Source organism: Methylococcus mesophilus (assembly GCF_026247885.1).
GTDB lineage: Bacteria > Pseudomonadota > Gammaproteobacteria > Methylococcales > Methylococcaceae > Methylococcus > Methylococcus mesophilus.
The window spans coordinates 2,916,637-2,936,469 of the sequence record NZ_CP110921.1 but is presented as its reverse complement, the minus strand read 5'-3'; the positions used below and the strand labels follow the sequence as shown (position 1 = coordinate 2,936,469).

Annotated in this window: 21 protein-coding genes; 18 read left to right on the top strand and 3 right to left on the bottom strand. The window is 64.1% G+C overall.

The window, feature by feature from the left end:
• The first annotated feature begins 4 nt into the window (after positions 1 to 4).
• The 4 genes from OOT43_RS13990 to OOT43_RS13975 are packed head-to-tail and all read left to right on the top strand — an operon-like array spanning position 5 to position 4,031.
• Entirely contained in the window at positions 5 to 997 is a 993-nt protein-coding gene (locus tag OOT43_RS13990; protein WP_266021186.1) for an ATP-grasp domain-containing protein, read from the top strand.
• Positions 987 to 2,048, top strand: a complete 1,062-nt coding sequence (locus OOT43_RS13985; protein ID WP_266021185.1) for a hydantoinase/oxoprolinase family protein — start codon at positions 987 to 989, stop codon at positions 2,046 to 2,048. The genes OOT43_RS13990 and OOT43_RS13985 overlap by 11 nt, the downstream gene beginning before the upstream one ends.
• Positions 2,045 to 3,451 carry an aminodeoxychorismate synthase component I gene (gene pabB, locus OOT43_RS13980; RefSeq protein WP_266021184.1) on the top strand — a complete coding sequence of 469 codons (1,407 nt, stop codon included), beginning with the start codon at positions 2,045 to 2,047 and terminating at the stop codon, positions 3,449 to 3,451. Before OOT43_RS13985 ends, pabB begins: the two co-directional genes overlap by 4 nt.
• Entirely contained in the window at positions 3,438 to 4,031 is a 594-nt protein-coding gene (locus tag OOT43_RS13975; protein WP_266021183.1) for an amino acid kinase family protein, read from the top strand. Before pabB ends, OOT43_RS13975 begins: the two co-directional genes overlap by 14 nt.
• Positions 4,032 to 4,052: 21 nt before the next feature.
• On the opposite strand, the gene OOT43_RS13970 is transcribed toward OOT43_RS13975, so the two are convergent.
• Positions 4,053 to 5,402 carry a squalene monooxygenase gene (locus tag OOT43_RS13970; RefSeq protein WP_266021182.1) on the bottom strand — a complete coding sequence of 450 codons (1,350 nt, stop codon included), beginning with the start codon at positions 5,400 to 5,402 and terminating at the stop codon, positions 4,053 to 4,055.
• Positions 5,399 to 7,480 carry a 2,3-oxidosqualene cyclase gene (locus OOT43_RS13965; protein WP_266021181.1) on the bottom strand — a complete coding sequence of 694 codons (2,082 nt, stop codon included), beginning with the start codon at positions 7,478 to 7,480 and terminating at the stop codon, positions 5,399 to 5,401. Before OOT43_RS13965 ends, OOT43_RS13970 begins: the two co-directional genes overlap by 4 nt.
• A 295-nt stretch (positions 7,481 to 7,775) precedes the next feature.
• Between OOT43_RS13965 and OOT43_RS13960 the strand changes: the two genes are divergently transcribed.
• The 7 genes from OOT43_RS13960 (at position 7,776) to OOT43_RS13930 (ending at position 13,272) form a co-directional block, all read left to right on the top strand.
• Positions 7,776 to 8,045 (top strand): hypothetical protein, encoded by a 270-nt coding sequence (locus OOT43_RS13960; protein ID WP_266021180.1) that lies wholly within the window; start codon positions 7,776 to 7,778, stop codon positions 8,043 to 8,045.
• Between the two features lie 136 nt (positions 8,046 to 8,181).
• Positions 8,182 to 8,658, top strand: a complete 477-nt coding sequence (locus tag OOT43_RS13955; RefSeq protein WP_266021179.1) for a DOMON-like domain-containing protein — start codon at positions 8,182 to 8,184, stop codon at positions 8,656 to 8,658.
• Positions 8,655 to 9,860: an exo-beta-N-acetylmuramidase NamZ family protein gene (locus tag OOT43_RS13950; protein ID WP_266021178.1), complete on the top strand. Its 1,206-nt coding sequence runs from the start codon at positions 8,655 to 8,657 to the stop codon at positions 9,858 to 9,860. The genes OOT43_RS13955 and OOT43_RS13950 overlap by 4 nt, the downstream gene beginning before the upstream one ends.
• A gap of 99 nt (positions 9,861 to 9,959) precedes the next feature.
• Positions 9,960 to 10,475, top strand: a complete 516-nt coding sequence (gene fabA, locus OOT43_RS13945; RefSeq protein WP_266021177.1) for a 3-hydroxyacyl-[acyl-carrier-protein] dehydratase FabA — start codon at positions 9,960 to 9,962, stop codon at positions 10,473 to 10,475.
• A gap of 11 nt (positions 10,476 to 10,486) precedes the next feature.
• Positions 10,487 to 11,707 (top strand): beta-ketoacyl-ACP synthase I, encoded by a 1,221-nt coding sequence (gene fabB, locus OOT43_RS13940; protein ID WP_266021176.1) that lies wholly within the window; start codon positions 10,487 to 10,489, stop codon positions 11,705 to 11,707.
• Complete coding sequence (ttcA, locus tag OOT43_RS13935) at positions 11,697 to 12,566, top strand: tRNA 2-thiocytidine(32) synthetase TtcA (RefSeq protein ID WP_266021175.1); 870 nt, start codon at positions 11,697 to 11,699, stop codon at positions 12,564 to 12,566. The genes fabB and ttcA overlap by 11 nt, the downstream gene beginning before the upstream one ends.
• Positions 12,567 to 12,585: 19 nt before the next feature.
• Positions 12,586 to 13,272 carry a hypothetical protein gene (locus tag OOT43_RS13930; RefSeq protein WP_266021174.1) on the top strand — a complete coding sequence of 229 codons (687 nt, stop codon included), beginning with the start codon at positions 12,586 to 12,588 and terminating at the stop codon, positions 13,270 to 13,272.
• Positions 13,273 to 13,279: 7 nt separating this feature from the next.
• Here OOT43_RS13930 and OOT43_RS13925 read toward each other — a convergent pair whose 3' ends face one another.
• Complete coding sequence (locus OOT43_RS13925) at positions 13,280 to 13,852, bottom strand: hypothetical protein (protein ID WP_266021172.1); 573 nt, start codon at positions 13,850 to 13,852, stop codon at positions 13,280 to 13,282.
• A 276-nt stretch (positions 13,853 to 14,128) separates the two neighbouring features.
• Here OOT43_RS13925 and iscR point away from each other — a divergent pair, with 276 nt between their 5' ends.
• The 7 genes from iscR (at position 14,129) to hisS (ending at position 19,825) form a co-directional block, all read left to right on the top strand.
• Complete coding sequence (gene iscR / locus OOT43_RS13920) at positions 14,129 to 14,617, top strand: Fe-S cluster assembly transcriptional regulator IscR (RefSeq protein WP_218808493.1); 489 nt, start codon at positions 14,129 to 14,131, stop codon at positions 14,615 to 14,617.
• Positions 14,614 to 15,741, top strand: a complete 1,128-nt coding sequence (locus OOT43_RS13915) for a cysteine desulfurase family protein (RefSeq protein ID WP_266021171.1) — start codon at positions 14,614 to 14,616, stop codon at positions 15,739 to 15,741. The genes iscR and OOT43_RS13915 overlap by 4 nt, the downstream gene beginning before the upstream one ends.
• Before the next feature lie 30 nt (positions 15,742 to 15,771).
• A complete protein-coding gene (locus OOT43_RS13910; RefSeq protein WP_266021170.1) occupies positions 15,772 to 16,095 on the top strand; it encodes a HesB/IscA family protein in 324 nt (107 codons plus the stop codon).
• 151 nt (positions 16,096 to 16,246) lie between these two features.
• Entirely contained in the window at positions 16,247 to 16,678 is a 432-nt protein-coding gene (gene ndk / locus OOT43_RS13905) for a nucleoside-diphosphate kinase (protein ID WP_266021169.1), read from the top strand.
• Positions 16,653 to 17,753, top strand: a complete 1,101-nt coding sequence (gene rlmN / locus OOT43_RS13900; RefSeq protein WP_266021168.1) for a 23S rRNA (adenine(2503)-C(2))-methyltransferase RlmN — start codon at positions 16,653 to 16,655, stop codon at positions 17,751 to 17,753. Before ndk ends, rlmN begins: the two co-directional genes overlap by 26 nt.
• 20 nt (positions 17,754 to 17,773) lie before the next feature.
• Complete coding sequence (gene pilW, locus OOT43_RS13895; protein WP_266021167.1) at positions 17,774 to 18,523, top strand: type IV pilus biogenesis/stability protein PilW; 750 nt, start codon at positions 17,774 to 17,776, stop codon at positions 18,521 to 18,523.
• A 33-nt stretch (positions 18,524 to 18,556) separates the two neighbouring features.
• Positions 18,557 to 19,825 (top strand): histidine--tRNA ligase, encoded by a 1,269-nt coding sequence (hisS, locus tag OOT43_RS13890; protein ID WP_266021166.1) that lies wholly within the window; start codon positions 18,557 to 18,559, stop codon positions 19,823 to 19,825.
• Positions 19,826 to 19,833 lie beyond the last annotated feature (8 nt).

The window sequence follows — 19,833 nt, the reverse complement described above, 5'->3', positions numbered from 1 at the left end:
GCGCATGGACATACTGGTTTTCGAGTTCATCACCGGCGGCGGCCTGCGGCAGAAACCTCTGCCGCCCGGGCTTGCTACCGAAGGCGACCTCATGCTGCGCGCTCTGGTCGAGGACCTGCTCGAGATACCGGGCGTCAGGCCGCTCATCCTCCGGGACGACCGCCTGGATTTCGGCTGCCTGCCGCGTGGCGTCACGGCCACGCCCATCGCGGCGGGAGACGAGCCCGACCGGATTTGGCAGGACGCCATCGGACAGTGCGACGCGGCCTGGCCCATCGCGCCGGAAACCGGCGGCGTGCTCGAACGGCTCTGCCGGGAGGTCGAGCGCACGGCAACCCCGCTGCTGACCAGCCCCGCGAGTGCCGTCACGGTCGCGGCGAGCAAACTCGCGACGGCCAAGACACTGGAACGCCACCGTCTGCCGACCGTACCGACTTCATCCTGGCCGGCGCGGCAATACGATGCTTCATCCGCCCTCGTCGTCAAGCCCGATGACGGCGCCGGCTGCGAGGGCGCAAGGGTCATCCGGTCCGGATGTGATTTCGCTCCGGGGCCGGGGCGGTGGATTGCACAGCCGTTGCTCGAAGGCGATTCCTTCAGTCTCAGCGTCCTGTTTTCCCGCGGCCATGCCCGCTTGCTGAGCTGCAACCGCCAGCACGTGGAAAAAACCGGCGACGGATTCGCCCTTCGCGGTTGCACCGTCAATGCCCTGGACGATCCGGACGGCCGCTGGCAAACGCTCGCCTGCGGCGTGGCAACCGCACTGCCGGAACTCTGGGGCTATGCGGGAATAGACCTGATCCGGACAGCCGACGGCCCCGTCATCCTTGAAGTCAACCCTCGGGTGACTACCTCCTACGCCGGCCTGAAGGCGGCCACCGGGGAAAATCCCGCCGCCATGACCCTCGAACTCCACCGGACCGGCCGTCTGCCCTCCCCCCGGACTCGACGGGGAAGGCCGGTTACTCTGAATCTGGAGCACTCCGATGCGCATTGAACTGGTCGGCTGGGACATTGGCGGGGCTCACCTCAAAGCCGTCGCCCTGTCGGACACCGGCACCATCGCCGACGTCCGGCAATACCCCTCCCCTCTTTGGTTGGGTCCGGAAAAACTGGAAAGCGCCCTTTCCGCAGCCGTGAGCGATCTCGGCATCACCCCCTCCTGCCGCCACGCCGTCACGATGACCGGCGAACTGGCAGATCATTTCGAAAACCGCGCTGCAGGGGTTCAGGCTCTGATGTCGACGATGTTACGGCGTTTCGGCGCAGACCGAATCCTGGTTTTCGCCGGACGCGCTGGCTTCCTCCGTGCCGACGCCGTAAAGCCTCAACATGCACTCGACATTGCATCGGTCAACTGGCTGGCAAGCGCATCACTCATCGCCAACCAACTGCGGCAGCCGGCCTTGCTCGTCGACATCGGCAGCACGACGACCGATCTGATCGTACTGGCTGGCGGAGAGGTCCATAGCCGAGGCTATACCGATTATGACAGATTGCGATACGATGAACTCATCTACACCGGCGTCGTGCGCACCTCCGCCATGGCGCTGGCCGACGAGCTTCCCTTCGAAGGAGAATGGGTCAACCTCATGGCGGAACACTTCGCGACCACCGCCGACATCTATCGCCTCACCGGCGAACTCGCAGAACACACGGACCAGATGCCTGCGGCGGATGGCGGCGAGAAGAGCGTCGCCGGCAGTGAACGGCGCCTTGCGCGGCTGCTGGGACGAGACCGGGACGACGGCAGCCCCGAGCAATGGCGACACTTGGCCCTCTGTTTGCGGGAGCGCCAGCTTTCACGCATCACCCGAGCGGTCGAACGGCAGTTCTCCCGAACCCTGCTGCCGGCGGAGAGCCCGCTGGTCGGCGCCGGCGCAGGGCGTTTCCTGGCTCGTGTCATCGCCGCACGCTCGGGCCGGACTTATCTGGACGCCATTGAGCTCCTTCCCCGCCCAGCCACCGCCACGGCGCTCTCGGTTTCAGATTGCCTTCCGGCGGCGGCCGTGGCCTGTCTGGCGTTCCCGCTCCAGGAAAAAGCATGACCCCCCGAATCGCCGAACTTCCCTATTTCCAAGACAGCGCCGCCTTGTTCGGGCCGTGGGCGGACCGGCGCTGGGCAGTATTCCTCGACAGCGGCTTTCCTCATTGCAGGCACGGCCGCTATGACATCATCGCCGCCGAGCCGACGGCCACGCTGGTTGCGCGCGGCCGCCTCAGCGAGATCCGCCGGCAGGGCGGCGAGGTCGCCCTGTCGCCGGAAGATCCGTTTTCCCTCCTGCGTCGGGAGCTGGGCGCCACCGCCAATCCTTTCGGCGAACTGCCGTTCACCGGAGGCGCCATAGGCTATTTCGGCTACGACCTGGGCCGGCGGCTGGAAAGACTGCCGGAACATGCGGCCGACGCCGAAAACATTGCGGACATGGCCGTGGGCGTCTACGACTGGGCTGTGATCGTGGACCATCTGCAAGGCCGCAGCTGGCTGGTAAGCCAGGGCCGCTCTCCCGCCACCGCCGCCCGCTGGCCGCATCTGGTGCGGTCGTTCAGCCAGATCCAGACGCTGGGATGGCAGCGCACCGGTTTTGACGTGCTGGCACCGGTGCGGGCGAACATGAACTGGCGGGAATACGTCGCCGCCTTTGAGCGGATCCAGCATTACATCCGCGAAGGCGACTGCTATCAGGTGAACCTGGCGCAGCGCTTTGCCGCGCCCTGCCGCGGCAACGCCTGGACGCTTTACCAGACCCTGCGCCAGGCCAATCCGGCGCCTTTCAGCGCATTCATCAACGGACCCCAGGCGCGCATACTCAGCTCATCTCCGGAGCGCTTCCTGCGCGTGCTCGACGGCAGGGTGGAAACCAAGCCCATCAAGGGCACCCGGCCACGTTCCACCGATCCTCTGGAAGATCGCCGCCAGGAGGAAACCCTGCGGCACAGCGAGAAAGACCGGGCGGAGAACCTGATGATCGTGGATCTGCTCCGCAACGACATAGGCAAACACTGCCAGCCCGGCTCGGTGCGGGTACCCAAGCTTTTCGACGTCGAAAGCTACGCCACCGTCCACCATCTGGTCAGCACCGTCACCGGCACGCTGGCGCCCGGCCACGACGCCATCAGCCTGCTGCGCGACAGCTTTCCCGGCGGCTCGATTACCGGGGCACCCAAGATCCGCTCCATGGAAATCATCGAGGAACTCGAACCCAACCGGCGCGGCGTCTATTGCGGCGCTATCGGCTATCTCGGCTTCGATGGCAACATGGACACCAACATCGCCATCCGCACCCTGGTGCAGTCGGACAGCACGATCCGCTTCTGGGCCGGCGGCGGCATCGTGGCGGACTCTTCGGCCTCCTCGGAATACCAGGAATGCTTCGACAAGGCCGCCGCACTGCTGAACCTTCTGGAGCGCTTCCGCATCGCCCGTACCGGCGACCATGTGGGTCGTTAAGCTCGGTGGCAGCCTTGGCGACTCCCCTACATTGGTCCCTTGGCTGCGAACCCTGAAAAATTCCGGGGTAGCGATCGTCCCCGGCGGTGGAGAATTCGCGGATGCTGTGCGCCGGGCCCAGGAGCGCCGAGCTTTCGGCGATGAGGCCGCTCACGCCATGGCCATCCTGGCGATGGCACAATACGGCCTGATGCTGAAAGGACTGGAGCCCGATCTGGAAACCGCCCGGGACCCGGCGGCGGTGCGAACGCTGCTCGAGGAAGGGAAATCCGCGGTATGGCTCCCCCACCCCGACGACATCGCCGTAAAACCGGGATGGGAAGTGACCTCGGACAGCCTAGCCGTGTGGCTCGCCGGGAAAATCGGCGCCGACGACCTCGTGCTGATCAAATCGGCACCGCTGCCGCCTGTCGAAGCGAGCGTCGGCGCCGCACAGGCTTCAGGCCTGGTCGATCAGGCCTTCGGACACTGTTTGAGCGTGGGAAAGACCCGTGCCTGGCTTTGCCATCGCGACCGCCACGAAGAATTCGCGGCCGCGCTCCTGGCGCCGGCAGACGTGTTTACGCGGGTCGCCGCGTAGATTTGCGAAAACGCCCCGAAGTCATTTCGCCCGCAGCGCCTGGTTCAGCGCATCCTGCTGGAACTTGAGGCTTTTGGAAACGAGCTGCGCCACGCCTCGGAGCCAGTCGCCCGCCGTCTTGGCGCTCAGCCACTGCGGCAGCAGGCGGAAAGCCTGGAGACCTACCAGGGCATACTGCGAAGCCAGCGAGAAGATGCTGCTGTCGAGGGTCGACAACAGGGCCATGGAGGCCTGCCTCCCCTTGGGGCTGTTGCGCCAATAGGAAAAGATGCACTGGCTGAGCAGCTCGGCTTCCGGCGTCTGTGCCAGGAACGCCTCGCGCAGCTCTTCCGCCAGGGTTCGGCGGGTGAGTTGCAAGCGGCCGCACTGGACCGAATAGCGTTTGAGCGCCGCCTCAAAGTTCAATCCGGTCGCCTGGAGGGCATCCCGCATGACGAAGGCATCCTTGACCGCAGCGGTGATGCCGGAAGCGGTCAGCGGATGGCAGCAGCCCCGCGCATCCCCGATCAGGGCGACGTTCGCCTTAACGCTCGCCTCCGGAACGATGCAGTAGTTCGCCGCCGCCAAGGGCTTGCCCTGCGCCAACACCGCCTCGATGTCGTCCCGGAAGGGCGCGGGGAACAGACGCAGATGCTCACGGATGGACTCCTTCGAATCCGCCCCCTTGAGCACCTCGAACATGACCCGGGCCCGCCCGCCGCCGATGCCATAGGCATAGGACACGCCGGCGGGGTTCAGAAAGATGTTGCCGTAGCCCGGGTTCGGCAGATGGGCGTCCTCGACCTCGAGACCGATCATGCCGGAATAGCGCTGGGTTTCGTGGGAAATGCCGACCATTTTCCGCAACTGGGACATCGGGCCGTCGGCCCCTATGATCAGGCGAGCCTCCACCCGCGTCTCGGTTCCTTCGTGAGTTACGGTGGCGACATAGCCCTTGCCGTCCTCGTACTCCATCCCCGTCACCCTGGCGCCGAGCCAGACGGAGACCCGCTCGAAACCGTGCACCGTCTTGAGCAGATGGCTCTTGAGCAGACTATGCTCGATCACACGGCCGCAGCGCCGACGCCCATGGATCTCGCCGTACGGCAGCAGTGTCGCAGGCGAGCCTTCGCCATCGTTGAAGGGAAATATGGCAAAGCCGTTGACCACGCTTCCCCGCGGCGAATCGTCCCGGATCAATCCGAGCTCGCGCAGCCCGTCGATGCCGGGAGGATGGATCAGCTCACCTGCCAGCCTGCGGCCGGGGTCAGGATCGGGCTCGACGATCAGGACGCGCAAGCCCAGTCCCGACAATGCTGCCGCAGCCGCGGAACCGGCAACACTGCCGCCGGCGATCAGAACGTCCCACTCCCCCAATTCAATCGAACTCATCTGCGATAACCCGTGTCATGATGTCCTTCGGCTCCGGCATAGGCCGGACCGGCGTTGTTCAAATTTGCGCAAGCCGAAGCTTTTGCGCTTTTCGCCCGGACGTAGCGCGCCAGCGCCCAGGCCGGGAAATAAATATGGTAGAGCCGGTAATCCAGCATGGCTGCGCCAAAAAATACGCCATTCACCCCTTGCCGCGGCCAGCCGCCATCGCCCTGCTGTTGAGAAGACAGCCAGGCAATACCTCGCTCGACAGCCTCGTGCTCGGCTGGATAAACCTCCATGAGCGCGAGCAGCGCCCAGGCGGTCATCACGGCCTGGCTGCGCTCGCTTTCGACGTAACGCCCTTCGAGACAGCCCGAATAGTGCTCGCCCCAACCGCCGTCGGCACGCTGCTTCCCGATCAGCCAGCCAGCTGCCGACTGCAGAACCGGATCGTCCGTCTGGGCGCCGGCCAGGCGCAATCCCTTGACCACGTGGAACGCCGCATAGGTATAGTTGATACCCCAGAAGCCCGGAAACGAGCCGTCGTCACGCTGCCCACTCCTCAGGAAACTCTCCGCTTTCCGGATCGCCTTCGCGATCCTTCCTCCCGGGAGGTCCGGATATTGCCGCAGATAATGCGCCAATGCCCCAAGGGAAGACCCCGTACACTCTATATAGGACAGCTCGGTCATGCATTGACCGAACATTTCGGAAGGGTTGACCATCTCCAGCAGCCGTCCGCCCCGCCGCCGCTCATAGGTGCCGAAACCGCCATCCGCGTTCTGGCGCGACAGGATGAATTCCACGCCCAGACGCAGGCGGTCGGCTCCCAGGCGCGCCGCAATCCGGACATCCCCTCGCTCGTACAACGCACACAGTGCGCTCACCGCCTCTGCCGCGCAATCGCTCACCGGCCAGCGATGCCGGCCATCGGAAAAGCACCAGCCCCCGAGCGCGGGATCGCGCCATGCCTCGCGGTAATCGGCCAGTTCCTCGGTCATCTGCGCCTGGTCGAGAAAACCATGAGCCCGGTTCAGCGCGCGCTCCACCTCCTCGTCCAACTGCGGCAGTTCGGCCAATGCCTGCACGGCGAAAGCCGTGTCCCAGGAGTTGGAACGCGCGCCCACATAGCGCAGCCCCTCGACTTCGTCCTCCCAGCGCCAAGCCTCGACGCCTTCGAGGCTGGGCACAAAATCGGGGTGACGCGGATCACGCGCAAAGATCGCCAGACAGTTCAGCAAGCCGCTGACTGGGGAAATACCCTGATAACGCGTGGAGCGCTGCTCTCTCAATATCTGTTCGAAACAGACCTCCAGCGCCCTCTGCCGCAGCCCCTTCCAGGGCCGATGCTCGTAACGCGCCAGAAGATCGTAAACCATCTTCAGAACGCGGCTGATCGGCACGTAGAGATCCGTCCCCGCGACGGCATGGCGATAAGCCCCGAAATCGATGGCCTCGTACGGCTCGTTATGCAATTCAGTCCGTAGTGTATCCCGCAGCGGCTCCGGGAGGGACGCGCCGAACCGGACCCCGGAAAGATAGGCGATGCCCAGATAGATCAGACGCGTATGGCAGTAGAACCGGCTCGGATGAAACGGCAGCCAGCGCGGCAGGAGGAACAGCTCCGGCGGCACGGCGTTGACGCCTTCCCGCCCGTACAGACCGAGCAGCGCCAGCCAGAACTTGCCCCAAGTGGGAACCGCCTTGACGCCGTCCGGCCGGGCATGAAGCCACGCCCGCGCTCTGGCGAGCAGAGGCGTATCCGGCCCGAGACCCAGAAGGCGCAACGCGACATAGGCCAGGGCGGTGAAAAAGACATAGCCCGGGCTTTCCGGATGCATGCCCCAGGCGCCGTCGGGAAGCTGGGAAACCTCGAAATGCTTGACGATTTCCACCCGTTCCCGTTCCGAATAGGGATGCCCGACGACTGTGCGCACGATCACCGCCTGGGCGAGGATCATGGTGCACCATACCATTTCTCCTTCCCAGTCGCCGGCAGGCCGCTGCAGAGAGAGCAGATGCTTCATGGCCGCGCTGGCGCGCTGCGCCGCCCCGCCGGGCATCTCTCCGATGCTTTCCTCGTGTTGAGCGTTCAAGATCGCTGCTTGCCGAACTCGGGATATCTGAGGAACCGGGATGATGCCTGCCCGGATGAGAGCCTATGCCAATTCCCGCTCGAATCGCTCCGGTCCGAGGGAAAGCGCGTCGGCAGCAAATCGATCATCAGAGCCTGGCGAACTGTGAAATGCGTCATGTGCGACTATTTTGTGGGAAAACCACCACACCGTCCAGCATCGCGGAACGTGCCGGAAAAATATTCACGACACACCTCCCCGCGGTAGGATTAGCAGATCGACAACAATTTCCGCGGATACCCTCCTGGCGAGCGCAATGAAACTGGTACTGCAAATCGCGATCGGCGTATTCCTGGGTACGCTGGCCTCCCACTTCACGGTCGAGACCTGGCGGCTCCGCCAGGAACAGACTGCCCGGGCGGCCTCGGAGAAAATCGAGGCCGAAAAAGCCAAAGCCCAGCACGAGCTGTCCGAACGCATCCGCACCCTGCTGATGCGAGGGCGCCAGGAAAACTCCGGCCAGCCGCACATGCCGCCAGACTTCGTTCCCGATGATGCAGAAACGCAACCTGCCGGTGAAAACTGACACCGTCCGCACGATGAACGCTTCTCGCTTTTGCACGGCGGACCTCGTCTGCCACCGCTCCCGACTCTGTCCATCGGTCCATCGGATCGAAGCACGCGCGCGCCGGCCAGGCGATGGCACCCTGGAGCTACGCTTCATGCTCGAAGGCGATCTGGCGAGACTCTCCCTTCCCGCCCCGTCGCACGGGCGCTGGACCCATGGCCTGTGGGAGCATACCTGCTTCGAAGCCTTCCTCAGGCCAGACGAAGGCACCCGGTATCTTGAATTCAATTTTTGTCCATCGGGCCAATGGGCCGCATTCGATTTTATTGGCTATCGCGACGGGCAAGAATTCGGACAGGGGCTGCAGCCCGTGCTGACCCGCCGGCAGACCGAATGCCGGCTCGAGCTGGGCGTTACCCTAAGCGCCGAACTTCTTGCTGGCCTCGGCGTCTATACGAGCTTGCGGATCGCGTTATGCGCAGTCGTCGAAGACGCGGGGGGCGCCCTCTCCTACTGGGCCCTCCGCCATCCGGCGGAAGCGCCCGACTTCCACCATCCGGACAGCTTCGCACTCAAGCTTGCACACCGCCCGGAAACGAGACAGCTACTGAAAAGCCAGGACATCCCATGAAGCTCGGCATCGAACGCCTGCTGCAGGACTCGGGGCTGCGAGTCCCATTGAAAGGTCGCCGGGTCGCCCTGCTGGCGCACCCCGCATCCGTCACCCGCGACCTGACGCACATCCTGGACGCCCTCGCCGCGGCGGGCGGGATCGATCTGACCGCAGCCTTCGGCCCCCAGCACGGCTTGCGTGGCGACAAACAGGACAACATGGTCGAATCCCAGGATTTCCTCGACCCCCGCCACCGCATCCCGGTGTTCAGCCTCTATGGGGAAACCCGCCGGCCGACTGGAGCGATGCTGGACAGTTTCGATGTGCTGCTGGTCGATCTGCAGGACCTCGGCTGCCGCATCTACACATTCATCACCACCTTGCGCTACGTCCTGGAAGCCGCCGCCGACCATGGCAAGACAATATGGATACTCGACCGCCCCAACCCGGCCGGCCGGCCGGTGGAGGGACTGCGGTTGCGGCAAGGGTGGGAAAGTTTCGTCGGCGCAGGCCCGCTGCCCATGCGCCACGGCCTGACCATGGGCGAACTCGCACGGTGGTTCGTACAGACGATGCGTCTGGATCTGGATATGGAAGTGGTCGCCATGGAGGGATGGAGCGCCACCGAGGCCCCCGGCTACGGCTGGCCGGCGGGTGAATACGCCTGGGTGAACCCCAGCCCGAACGCCCCCAATCTGTCGATGGCGCGCTGCTACGCCGGGACGGTCATGCTGGAAGGCACGACCCTCTCCGAGGGACGGGGGACCACCCGCCCCCTGGAACTGTTCGGGGCGCCGGACATCGACGCGCAAGAGCTCATGGCCACGATGCGCTCGCTGGCGCCCCACTGGCTGGATGGCTGCATCCTGCGGGAATGCTGGTTCGAACCGACGTTCCACAAGCACGCCGGCCGGCTGTGCTCCGGCATCCAGATTCACACCGAAACCGCCGCCTACCAGCATGAGGGCTTCCGCCCCTGGCGACTCATGGCTCTGGCATTCAAGGCGCTGCGCAAGCTACAACCGGACTATCCGATCTGGCGGGACTTCCCTTACGAATACGAATTCGACCGCCTCGCCATCGATCTGATCAACGGCTCCGAATTGCTCCGCCTTTGGGTAGACGATCCCGCCGCAACGCCGGCGGATCTCGACGCGCTCACCCTTCCGGACGAAACCGCATGGATCGAAGAGCGGGAAATGGTGCGCCTATATCGCTAGCCCGGACGCTTAAGCGATACCGTCACTCCTGGAACCCGTATTTTCTTGATACAATGCGAGAATTTCTCTGTTCCCAGACTACCATAAGAAGAAAAGTCGATGTCAAGACGCAACAGCTATACGTGGGACGAGTTGCTGCAATGCGCCCGAGGTGAAATGTTCGGGCCCGGCAACGCCCAACTGCCCGCCCCACCCATGCTGATGTTCGATCGCATCACACACATCGACTCAGTGGGCGGCACCTTCGACAAGGGCATGATCGTCGCCGAACTGGACGTCAAACCCGAACTGTGGTTTTTCGATTGCCATTTCATCTCGGACCCCGTGATGCCTGGCTGCCTGGGACTGGACGCCATGTGGCAGATGGTCGGATTCTACCTGGGCTGGATCGGCGGCAAGGGGCGGGGCCGCGCACTCGGCGTCGGGGAGGTCAAATTCCGCGGCCAAGTCCTCCCGCACAACAAGCTCGTGACCTACCGCATTAACCTCAAGCGGGTGATCCTGCGCAAACTGGTCATGGGCATTGCCGACGCCGAGATGGAGTGCGACGGTAAGGTCATCTACGAGGCCAACGACCTTCGAGTCGGTCTTTTCACGAGCACGGACGACTTCTAAGGAGCATAGACATGAGACGTGTAGTCGTTACCGGCATCGGCATCGTTTCCAGCATCGGCAACAACAAGGCAGAGGTCGCGGAGTCCCTGCGGCTTGGGCGCTCCGGCGTCTGCCGCTCCGAGGAATACGGCGAACTCGGCTTCCGCAGCCAAGTCTACGCCCCCATCCGCCTGAATCCCGATGATCTCATTGACCGCAAGATCCGTCGCTTCATGGGCGACGGCGCCGCTTTCAACTATCTCGCCATGCAGGAAGCCATCGCCGACGCGGGGCTCGAAGCCGGCGAAGTTTCCGACCCGCGCACCGGCCTGATCATGGGATCCGGCGGACCGTCGACCTCGAATATGCTGGCCGCCTGGAGCACTTTCCGCGAAAAAGGCGTCAAGAAGGTCGGGCCTTACATGGTGCCGCGGTCGATGTCCAACACCAACTCCGCCTGCCTGGCCACACCCTTCCAGATCAAGGGCGTCAACTATTCGATCAGCTCGGCTTGCGCCACCAGCGCCCACTGCATCGGCAATGCCGCGGAACAGATCCAACTGGGCAAACAGGACGTCGTATTCGCCGGCGGCGGCGAAGAGATCCACTGGACCATGAGCGTTCTGTTCGATGCCATGGGCGCCTTGTCGGCCAAGTACAACGACACGCCGGAACTTGCCTCCAGGCCATACGATGCGGACCGCGACGGCTTTGTCATCTCCGGCGGCGGCGGCGTCCTCGTCATGGAGGAGCTGGAGCACGCCAAGGCGCGCGGCGCCCGGATCTACGCGGAACTCACCGGCTACGGCGCCACCTCCGACGGCTACGACATGGTCCAGCCCTCCGGCGAGGGTGCGGTGCGCTGCATGCGGCAGGCGATGACCACCATGTCCGCGGCAAAAGTCGATTACATCAACGCCCACGGCACCAGCACACCAGTGGGGGACATCCGCGAGTTGGAAGCCATGAAGGCTGTATTCGGCGAATCCGTTCCGCCAGTCAGCTCCACCAAGTCCCTGACCGGCCATGCACTGGGCGCTGCCGGCGTGCACGAGGCGATTTACTCCCTGCTGATGCTCGATCACGGTTTCATCAGTGCTTCCGCCAACATACGGAACCTCGACCCCGGCGCGGAAGGCGTACCCATTGCCCGCGAGCGAATCGACGGCGTCCACCTCGATACGGTGATGTCCAACAGTTTCGGTTTCGGGGGCACCAATGCGACCCTGATCTTCCAACGCTATGCCGGGTAACACAGCAGCCTCCCTATACGCCAAGGAACGCTACGAGTTCAATAAGCTGCAAAAGCGGCTGCGGAGGCTCGCCGGACAAGCCATTGCCGACTACGGGATGATCCGGGAGGGGGACCGCGTCATGGTCTGCCTGTCAGGGGGTAAGGACTCCTTCACCCTGCTGGACATCCTGCTCAAACTGCGGCTCAACGCGCCGGTGAACTTCGACCTCATCGCGGTCAACCTGGACCAGAAGCAGCCGGGATTTCCCGCCGAAGTCCTGCCGAACTACTTGTCGGAACGGGGCATCCCGTTCCACATCATCGAGCAGGATACCTACAGCGTGGTCAAGAACATCATCCCGGAAGGCAAGACCACCTGCGGACTCTGCTCCCGCCTGCGGCGCGGCCTGCTGTACCGCCATGCGGCCGACAACGGCATCACCAAGATCGCCCTCGGACACCACCGCGACGATATTCTGGAAACCTTCTTCCTGAACCTGTTCTACGGCGGCACCTTGAAAGCCATGCCGCCCAAGCTGCTGAGCGACGACCGCCGGCACATCGTGATCCGGCCGCTGGCCTATTGCAAGGAAGAAGACATCGCCGAATATGCCCGGATCCGCGATTTCCCCGTCATTCCATGCAATCTGTGCGGCTCCCAGGAAAACCTCCAACGCCAGGCCATGAAGGCAATGCTGCGGGATTGGGAGAAGCGCCATCCGGGGCGGGTCGAAACGATATTCACGGCACTCCAGAACGTCGCCCCCTCGCAGCTCGCCGATGCCAAGCTGTTCGATTTCGCAGGTCTCGAATCCCTCCGCAACATCGCGGACGCGGCGCCTGAGCGCGGAGCCGGTCTGGACATTCTCGCCCTTTGATGCGATGGGCGGGCTAAGCATGCGCCGCCGCAAACCGTCGCGCCTGCGCGCGGCGCTCGCCCCGGAAGACTGGGCCGACCGCCTGCAGGTCTGGCTGTCGCTGGTCCTGCAGGCGCTAATCCTGGGCGTCTTCATTGGCGCCCTGCACGAGACTCAGTGGCTGGTCGCCTTCACTTCGCTCGCGGTGCTGGCCCTGACCTTCCTGCCTGCCATGATCGCCCGCCAATTCCAGGTCCAGTTGCCGGTGGAGTTCACCTTCCTCACCTGCCTGTTCCTGTACGCGGCATTCGGCCTGGGCGAAGTGGCGATGTTCTACGAACGATTCTGGTGGTGGGACCTGCTGCTGCACAGCGTTTCGGCGCTGGTCATGGGCCTCCTGGGCTTCCTGCTGATCTACGCCTTCCACAGCACCCATCGGGTGAAAATGGCGCCGTTCTACGTCGCCATCACGGCGTTCTGTTACTCGATGTCGGTGGGCGCCTTGTGGGAAATCTTCGAATTCCTGATGGACCAGGGCTTCGGATTCAACATGCAGAAGTCGGCGCGCGACACCATGACCGACCTCGTCGTCGACGCCGCCGGCGCCTTCCTGGCCGCCTGGATGGGCTATCACTACGTCAAGAACGGCGACTCGCTCATCGCCGACCGGCTGGTGCGGCGCTTCGTGGCCCGCAACCCGAGCCTGTTCCCGCCGCGCCGGCGCTGAGCGCCCGCTAACGGCGCTTGAGGGTAAACCTGGACCGGTCCCCTGTGGTGCAATGAAACTCCCCTTGGATAATCACGCCACTCTGCCTGGCTTCAGCCTCAAAATCACAGAAATTGCCAGGCAGCATCAGCGATTCCGTGCGCCCCGAAAAAACCTCGCCCTCTACCTCGCCCTTCAGATTTCCCGCGTCGCCGGCGCTGTTGGAATAATTGCCGTAGACAGCCCGCCCGCGCTGGTCCAGGGACATCTCCAGCGAAAAACTCATACCCTCGCTGTAACCGGCGGTACGGATCTCGCTTCCAGAATAATTACCCGTTACGGAAAGCGGCAGCAGCGACTCATTGCCGCCGACGGACGCCTCCTCCTCCACCCGCGCCGAAGGCTCGGGTGGAGGCACCGGACCGCTCTGCTCCGTCGCCGGTTCCGCCCGCTCCTCGCCGCCCTCATGGCCGGGACCGAACACACCAAACCGATCCAGCGCAACGATGAGCGCCGTGATGCCGACTATGAACACAACCGCAGCCGCCTTCCTTCCAGCGGCGCCGTGCTCCAGCTCGGATGCGTGGTGATGATCGGCCATCTGCGTTTACTCCGCCTCCCTCACTCTGTGAGTCCCGCCTCTGATTGTCCAATTAACGGCTGGGGCTGTCTACGCCGGAAAGCCCCGGCCCATGACCGGCCCGCACCGGAGCCGCGGAACCATCCCGCGGAAAAAACTTTCGAGCCGACACCCGGATCGGTTGAATTGAGCGTGGAAAAACCACAGAATAATTTACTAAATCGCTCGGGCATATCTGGCCACCGTCGCTTGATCGGCTGAATCCTGAAATTTCGTCAACTGGGGAGGAAAAATGTCGTGCGACTGACGACGAAGGGCCGCTATGCGGTCACCGCCATGCTGGATCTCGCGTATCACAGCGAAACGAACCCGGTCACGCTGACCGATATCGCCAAGCGGCAGAATATATCCTTATCCTATCTCGAACAACTGTTCGCCCGCCTGCGCCGGGCGGGCATGGTGGAAGGCGTGCGCGGCCCCGGTGGCGGCTACCAGCTGAGCCGCTGCGCAAACGAGATCAACATCGCCGAAATCATCGCCGCCGTCGACGAGCCGATCGACTCCACCCGCTGCGGCGGCAAGGCCAACTGCCAGAACAACCAGCCCTGCCTGACCCACGATCTGTGGATGGGGCTGAGCGAACAGATTCGCGAATACCTCGCCTCCATCAGCCTGGGCGAAGTGCTGAACCGCCAGCCGGTGCGGCAGGTCGCCGAACGGCAGGACCGCCAGAGCCTGCGGCGTGTCGAACTCCTGATGGGACAGGAGCCGGCCAAGACCGGATGATCTATTTCGATCACAACGCCACCACCCCGCTGGACGGCCGGGTGCTGGAGGCCATGCTGCCTTACCTGAAGTCCTGCCACGGCAATCCTTCCAGCCTGCACCGTCCCGGCCGAATCGCCCGCGACGCGGTGGAAACCGCCCGCGCTCAAGTTGCAGCCCTGACCGGCGCAGCCCCGACCCAGGTCGTGTTCACCAGCGGCGGCAGCGAAGCCAACAACCTCGCCATCAAGGGCCTGGCCTGGAGCCTGAAACCCGGGCGCATTTGCATCGGCGCCACCGAGCACCCTTCGGTTGCAGCTCCCGCGCGATTTTTACGCAGCCAGGGATGGGAATGCCGAACCTTGCCGGTGGATGCCCAAGGCGTGATCGAAGATTTTGCCCTGGCTGAGACCGCGGAAAACCCGCCCGATATCGTCGCAGTCATGCTGGCCAACAACGAGACCGGCGTCGTCCAGGACGTCGCCCGCATCGCCGCCGTGGCCCGCAACAGCGGCGCCTGGCTCCATTGCGACGCCGTCCAGGCCGCGGGAAAAACCCCGCTCAGCTTCCCGCAAACCGGCGCCCATCTGATGTCGCTGTCGGGACACAAGATTTACGGCCCCAAGGGAACCGGCGCCCTGATCGTCGCCCCGTCGGTCCCACTGACGCCGCTCATCCACGGCGGCGAGCAGGAAAAGGGCCTGCGCGGCGGCACCGAAAACGTCGCCGCGATCGTCGGCTTCGGCAAAGCCGCCGAACTCGCCGCCGCCGAACTGGAGGAGCACGGCCGTCGGCTCCGCCGGTTACGGGATATCCTGGAGCGTGGCATCGAAACCCTGCCCGGGACGATGGTTTTCGCCCACGCGGCGGAACGGCTGCCCAATACGCTGCAGTTCGCCGTGGCGGGCTACGACGGCGAGACTCTCGTCATGCTGCTGGACCGGCACGGCATCGCGGTTTCCAGCGGCTCGGCCTGCGCCAGCGGAGCGCGCGAGCCGAGCCCAGTGCTGCTCGCAATGGGCGTCGATCCGGCCCTGGCGACCGGCGCGGTGCGAATCAGCCTCGGCAAAGGCAACACCGAAGCGGAAGCGGAGGAACTGCTCTCCTCGCTCGGCCGAATCGTCGGGGCCAACCCGCTCCCCTGAATCTCACCCCATTCTATTGAGGACATCATCATGGCCGTTACAGTGACCGAAAACGCCGCCACACAGATAGCCAGGCAGCTCCAGCTCCGCGGACACGGGGTGGGATTGCGCCTGGGCGTCAGGCAGGCGGGATGCTCGGGCTATGCCTACGTCGTGGATTACGCCGAAGAAATCGCCGCGGACGACACGGTCTTCGAACAGCACGGCGTCAAGGTCGTGGTCAAAACCGAGGACCTGGCCTATCTCGACGGCGTCGAAATCGACTACGCACGGGAAGGACTGAACGCGGCCTTCCGCTTCCGCAACCCCAAGGCCACCGCGAGTTGCGGCTGCGGCGAGAGCTTCGCGGTCTGAAATCGCGCCGGCCGAATCACGACACTCCAAAACTTTACAAAAATCCGTTAAAATCAACGGATTTTTCCCATCCTGGCGGTATCGCCACGACTGTGGGGGCAGCCAGCCCCTGCGCGATTTCAATCAACACGAGATAAGCTAAGGAGATTCCATGGCGGTAGAACGCACCATTTCCATCATCAAGCCGGACGCGGTCGCCAAGAACGTCATCGGCGAGATTTACTCCCGCTTCGAGAAAGCCGGCCTCAAGATCGTGGCCGCGAAGATGGCCCAACTGTCCCGCGAACAGGCCGAAGGCTTCTACGCCGTGCACCGGGAGCGCCCGTTCTTTAGCGACCTGGTGTCGTTCATGATCAGCGGCCCGGTCATGATCCAGGTGCTGGAAGGCGAGAACGCCGTCGCCAAGAACCGCGACCTGATGGGCGCCACCAATCCGAAAGACGCGGCTCCCGGTACCATCCGGGCGGACTTCGCCGTCAGCATCGACGAGAACGCGGTGCACGGCTCCGACAGCCCGGAAACTGCGGCCCAGGAGATCGACTATTTCTTCAAGAGCGATGAACTCTGCCCCCGCATCCGCTGAGGCGGAAGCCCGCGTCAATCTGCTCGATCTGGACAGGGAGGGCATGGAAGCCTTCTTCGTCCGCATCGGCGAGAAGCCGTTCCGCGCCTCGCAGCTGCTGCAGTGGATCCATCAGCGCGGCGTCACCGACTTCTCGCTGATGACCAATCTGAGCAAGGCACTGCGCAGCCGGCTCGAAGCGGTGAGCGAGATACGCCCGCCCGAACTCGTGCTCGAGCAGCGCTCGGCCGATGGCACCCGCAAATGGGTGCTGCAGGTGGACGCCGTCAACCGGGTCGAGACCGTGCTGATCCCCGACGAGGGGCGCAATACCCTGTGCGTGTCCTCGCAGGTCGGCTGCTCGCTCGAATGCTCGTTCTGTTCCACCGCCCGCCAGGGATTCAACCGGAACCTGAGCACCGCCGAGATCATCGGCCAGCTCTGGGTGGCGCAGCACCGCCTCGGCGACGAACAGCGCATCAGTAACGTGGTCCTGATGGGCATGGGCGAACCTTTGCTCAATTTCGGCAACGTCGTCGCCGCGACCCGTCTGATGATGGACGACTTCACCTACGGCCTGTCGAAACGGCGGGTCACGCTCAGCACCTCCGGCATCGTGCCGGCGCTGGACCGGCTGGCCGACGTCAGCGACATCAGCCTGGCGGTATCGCTGCACGCGCCCAGCGACGAGTTGCGCAATGAACTGGTGCCCATCAACCGCAAATATCCCATCAAGGAGCTGCTGGCGGCGTGCAAGCGCTATGTCGGCACGGAAAACCGGCGCAAGGTCACCTTCGAATACGTCATGCTGGACGGCGTGAACGACGGCCCCGAGCATGCCCGCGCCCTGATCCGGTTGCTGAGCCATGTGCCCTCCAAGGTGAACCTGATCCCGTTCAATCCGTTCCCGAACTCGGCGTACCGCTGCTCGCGCCCGGAGACCATCGCCCGCTTCGCCCAGATCCTCCAGGATGCGGGTCTCATCACAACCACCCGGAAGACCCGGGGCCGGGACATCGACGCGGCCTGTGGCCAACTGGTAGGCAAGGTCAACGACCGCAGCCGGCGCCAGTTCCGCCTGCACACCGCGCATTGACGATGAGAGGATGGCTGGTTTTGACCGCGTTGCTGGGAACCGTTGCCGCCTGCACCATGCCGGAACAGAGACCGCGCGCGGCCAACGACCCCTACGGCGAGCTCAGCGCCGCGGACGTCTATGTCCAGAAAGGCGTCCGCTACATGGAGCAGGGAGCACTGGAGGTGGCGCTGGAAGACTTGAAGCATGCGGTGGAGCTGGACCCCGCCAACAGCGATGCGCACGATGCGCTGGCCATCCTGTACGAAAAGCTGGGCAAGACCGAGGAAGCCGACCGGCATTTCCGCGAAGCCTTGTCGCTGAACCCGGAGAATTACAGCGCCTTCAACAACTACGGGCGTTTTCTCTGCAATACCGGACACACCCAGGACGCCATGGCCAGGTTCGAAGTCGCGTACTCGGCTCCGCTGTACCCGCAACCCTGGATTCCCCTTTCCAATGCCGGCGCCTGCCTGCGCCGTGCGGGCCGGCCCGCGGAAGCCGAGCCGTATTTGCGCCGGGCGCTGGAGAGGAGTCCGAACTACCCTCCGGCGCTGCTGGAAATGGCCTATGTCAGCCTGGAAACGCGGCAATACCTGTCCACGCGCGCCTTCCTGCAGCGCCACCAGGCCATCGCCGGAGACACGCCGGAAACCCTGTGGCTCGGCGTCCAGACCGAACTGGCCCTGGGCGACGCCGCCGAAGCCCGGCGGCTGGCCGACCGGATAGGCACGGATTTCCCGGATTCGGGCGAAGCCGTGCAGGCAAGGCGCCTGTTCGGCAAACCGTGACAGCGTTTGCCCCCCGATAGACAGATCCACTCAATGAGCGAAAAAATCCAAGCCATCCGCGGCATGCACGACATCCTGCCGGATATGACGCCGCGCTGGCAGCATGTCGAACACCAGATCCGCAGCGTCATGGCCTGCTACGGCTACCGGGAAATCCGGCTGCCCATCGTCGAAAAGACCGAGCTGTTCAAGCGCTCCATCGGCGAAGTCACCGACATCGTCGAAAAGGAGATGTACGTTTTCGAGGACCGCAACGGCGACTCGCTGACCCTGCGCCCCGAAGGCACCGCGGGGTGCCTCCGCGCCTGCCTCGAGCACGGCCTGCTGCACAATCAGACCCATCGGCTGTGGTATGCCGGCCCCATGTTCCGCCACGAACGCCCGCAGAAGGGGCGTTACCGCCAGTTTCACCAGATCGGCGTCGAGGTCTTCGGCATGCCCGGACCCGACATCGACGCGGAGCTGATTTTCTTGAGCCGCCGGCTCTGGCAGCGCTTGGGGGTAACCCACAAGCTGCGGCTGGAACTGAACTCCCTGGGTACGCCGGACGAACGGCTGGCCTATCGCCAGATTCTCGTGGATTATCTGCGCGAAAATTACGATGCGCTGGACGCCGACAGCATGCGGCGCCTGGAAACCAATCCGCTGCGCATCCTCGACAGCAAGAATCCCGAGATGAAGGATCTGCTCGCCGGCGCGCCGGTGCTGGCGGATCATCTGGGCGAGGTTTCGCGTACGCACTTCGAAGGGCTCACGGCGCTGCTCGATGCCGCCGAGATCCCCTATGCAATCAACCCTCGCCTGGTGCGAGGGCTGGATTACTACTGCAACACGGTGTTCGAATGGGTGACCGATGAACTGGGCACCCAGGGTACCGTCTGCGCCGGCGGCCGCTACGACGGTCTGGTGGCCCAGCTCGGCGGCCGCGAATCCAGCGCCATCGGCTTCGCCTTAGGCCTGGAGCGCCTGATCGAGCTGACCGGCGAAGCGGCTCCCGACACCGCCCCGCATATCTATTTCATCGGGGTAGGACCGGCCGCCGAGCGGCGCAGCGCCGTGCTGGCGGAAACGCTGAGGGACGCGTTTCCCAGCCTCCGGCTGGTGGTCAATTGCGGTGGCGGCAGCTTCAAGAACCAGTTCAAGCGCGCCGACAAGAGCGAAGCGGCCTTCGCCCTGATCCTGGGCGAGGACGAAATGCGGGACGACAGCGTCAGCCTGAAACCCCTGCGCTCGGACGGCGCCCAGCAAACGGTCGCGCAGGCCGACCTGGTCCGGCTCATCCAATCCTGTGTCCATATCTGATTTGAGGT

Excerpts from the sequence above, each read along its gene's own strand:
- OOT43_RS13975 (WP_266021183.1), top strand. The coding sequence starts at position 3,438 with ATGTGGGTCGTTAAGCTCGGTGGCAGCCTTGGCGACTCCCCTACATTG.
- OOT43_RS13950 (WP_266021178.1), top strand. The coding sequence starts at position 8,655 with ATGAAGCTCGGCATCGAACGCCTGCTGCAGGACTCGGGGCTGCGAGTC.
- OOT43_RS13915 (WP_266021171.1), top strand. The coding sequence starts at position 14,614 with ATGATCTATTTCGATCACAACGCCACCACCCCGCTGGACGGCCGGGTG.
- OOT43_RS13990 (WP_266021186.1), top strand. The coding sequence starts at position 5 with ATGGACATACTGGTTTTCGAGTTCATCACCGGCGGCGGCCTGCGGCAG.
- rlmN (WP_266021168.1), top strand. The coding sequence starts at position 16,653 with ATGAACTCTGCCCCCGCATCCGCTGAGGCGGAAGCCCGCGTCAATCTG.
- OOT43_RS13960 (WP_266021180.1), top strand. The coding sequence starts at position 7,776 with ATGAAACTGGTACTGCAAATCGCGATCGGCGTATTCCTGGGTACGCTG.
- ttcA (WP_266021175.1), top strand. The coding sequence starts at position 11,697 with ATGCCGGGTAACACAGCAGCCTCCCTATACGCCAAGGAACGCTACGAG.
- hisS (WP_266021166.1), top strand. The coding sequence starts at position 18,557 with ATGAGCGAAAAAATCCAAGCCATCCGCGGCATGCACGACATCCTGCCG.
- pabB (WP_266021184.1), top strand. The coding sequence starts at position 2,045 with ATGACCCCCCGAATCGCCGAACTTCCCTATTTCCAAGACAGCGCCGCC.
- fabA (WP_266021177.1), top strand. The coding sequence starts at position 9,960 with ATGTCAAGACGCAACAGCTATACGTGGGACGAGTTGCTGCAATGCGCC.
- OOT43_RS13970 (WP_266021182.1), bottom strand. The coding sequence starts at position 5,402 with ATGAGTTCGATTGAATTGGGGGAGTGGGACGTTCTGATCGCCGGCGGC.
- OOT43_RS13930 (WP_266021174.1), top strand. The coding sequence starts at position 12,586 with ATGCGCCGCCGCAAACCGTCGCGCCTGCGCGCGGCGCTCGCCCCGGAA.
- OOT43_RS13985 (WP_266021185.1), top strand. The coding sequence starts at position 987 with ATGCGCATTGAACTGGTCGGCTGGGACATTGGCGGGGCTCACCTCAAA.
- OOT43_RS13910 (WP_266021170.1), top strand. The coding sequence starts at position 15,772 with ATGGCCGTTACAGTGACCGAAAACGCCGCCACACAGATAGCCAGGCAG.
- fabB (WP_266021176.1), top strand. The coding sequence starts at position 10,487 with ATGAGACGTGTAGTCGTTACCGGCATCGGCATCGTTTCCAGCATCGGC.
- ndk (WP_266021169.1), top strand. The coding sequence starts at position 16,247 with ATGGCGGTAGAACGCACCATTTCCATCATCAAGCCGGACGCGGTCGCC.
- OOT43_RS13955 (WP_266021179.1), top strand. The coding sequence starts at position 8,182 with ATGCTCGAAGGCGATCTGGCGAGACTCTCCCTTCCCGCCCCGTCGCAC.
- OOT43_RS13925 (WP_266021172.1), bottom strand. The coding sequence starts at position 13,852 with ATGGCCGATCATCACCACGCATCCGAGCTGGAGCACGGCGCCGCTGGA.